General features: G+C 34.5%; 2 protein-coding genes. Both read right to left on the bottom strand.

Annotation, left to right across the window (positions count from 1 at the left end):
• Positions 1 to 31: 31 nt before the first annotated feature.
• On the bottom strand, positions 32 to 1,855 hold the full coding sequence (locus BACCELL_RS17505) for a helix-turn-helix domain-containing protein (protein WP_236100710.1): 1,824 nt from the start codon (positions 1,853 to 1,855) through the stop codon (positions 32 to 34).
• A gap of 81 nt (positions 1,856 to 1,936) precedes the next feature.
• Positions 1,937 to 2,116 (bottom strand): ATP-binding protein (locus BACCELL_RS26120; protein ID WP_007213295.1); only part of this gene is annotated, 180 nt, incomplete at its 5' end.

Raw genomic sequence — 2,116 nt, 5'->3', positions numbered from 1 at the left:
GAATCATTTAGTGTGCTCAAAGATAATCAATTTACTGAAAAGTCTTCTCTACTTTAGGAAGTGTTTGTTCAATGAGAAGTTTATTCATAAATTCACTTGGACTCATGTTATGACACCGCTTAAAGTTCCGAACAAAAGTACCAGTGGTTGCATAGCCACACTGTTCCGGCAAGTCTTTAAGGGCAATTGAAGGATTTTCTCTCATCAGTTGTTCAGCATGCTGAATACGGAAATTATTCAGCCAAACACTGAAGCCTTTATCACAGAATCTATTGATGCTAACCGATAAATAAGAACGATTCGTATTCAGTACATCAGCCAATGTCTCTATCGTAAGGTCACTTTTAAGGAAGTATTGTTCGTCACGAACTTTATGTAAGGCTTGCCAAAATAAAAGTTCATATTGATCCATAGATGCAGAATGTGATTCAGGCACATCTCCTTCATCGCATTTCTTAATCATTCCTTGAAGTCTATAATTTACAGCGCCTTGTTTCTTCAACTTACGGTACATAGATATGGACTTGAATGTAGCTGCTACAGAAATCACTAATAGAAAAATACAGATTGCAGCCACATGTGTATTTATTCTATTTACATCTTCACTCTCATTAAGCTCATGCTTCAATTCCTGAATCTTTAAACGCTCTGCATAATTCTTTTTATCGTTCTTCGCTTTAAATTCCAAATACGTTTGCAGAACCGAATCTCGTCGAGCTAATAAACTCAAAGCTTTTTCATATTGTTTAGTTTCACGACAGAAAGAACTAAAATTGGTAAGGGCTTTTATTTGAAACTCCATCTGAATGGGAGTTCTAACAACCTCTTTCATTAGAGGTTCTACAAATGTATAATATTGATTTGCTTGTTGAACTTTACCTTTTTTCCATAATAAATCAGCAAACAAATAACAAGTGGACAGGAAATAACCGGGTAAAACGACCTCTCTATCTTTTCCTTGATAGTACTTCGTTTTTTCTTTATAAGATTTCACAGCCCTATCCAAATATACAAAAGCGGAATCCTCCTGCTTTTCAAGAGTATAAGTTTCAGCCATCATGCAGTTTAGAGCAATTTTGTCACCTTTATCTGATAATGACCTTTCAGCTAAGTAAATGCGCGCACTATCAGGCTTATTAAGCTCCATATAGCTCTTTACAACTTCATTCTGCACCGAAAGATTAAATACTATTTCTTGATTAAGTTTTTTATAATATTCCAATGATTCCGAATAATACCCTGCTCCACATAAATATTTTATCAACATAATACCAGAGACTTGTTGTAATTCTATGGATTTATGTTCTAATGCCAACTGATATGCCTCCTTATATAGTGGTAATGCATTTTCATAATCTTCCAACATCACAAAATGATTCGCTATAGTTAGAAGACACTTGCCCACATCTTCCGGTCTATCGGCCTCACGATACTGTTTTAATAATTTATACCAAATAGGAAGAAATTCATCTTGATTTCCCCGTTCATTAAGCAATAATGCTTTCATTTCATTCACTTGCCATTCTTCCTTCTGTGAAAATGAATTGTTGGCTTCTAGCATTTCTATCCATTTAAGTCCCTCTAAATAAGCACCTGTAACTCCAAATCTATCCAAATTACTACAAATCATCACTAATTGAAGTAAAATTTTCTTTCTATTTTTGCCGGAACTTAAAGGTAAAACCTCCATTAAAAGTCGTTTCTGTTTTTTTATTCCATCTATTTCTTCTTCGTTCCTATACGATATTTTAATCATAGATGCTACCCTATCTCGATCTGACATTTTTTTGACCTCAGATAACAAAGAATCAAAAGAAACTGATAATATCGGCATCTTTGATAATTCTTCATCCAAAACTTCTCTTTTGCCTGAATTAGAACAAGCACTGCATAAGAACAGAAAAAGAAATAGATAGAAACTCTTCACTTGGTATAACTATCTAAAGGTTATAGCTCTGAATGCACAGGCACGGGCACAATCTTCACATTCACTGCAATATCTTTCTTCTTTCATTTTAACTTTCTCATTCTCTATGTAAAGAAGTCCCAAACTGCAAACATCCACACACTCGCCACATCCCGTACACTTGTCAATGTAAATAATCCATCTACCAAC

Source organism: Bacteroides cellulosilyticus DSM 14838 (assembly GCF_000158035.1).
Lineage (GTDB): Bacteria > Bacteroidota > Bacteroidia > Bacteroidales > Bacteroidaceae > Bacteroides > Bacteroides cellulosilyticus.
Note: the sequence above shows the minus strand (reverse complement) of the source record. Positions and strands in the feature narration are given on the sequence as shown.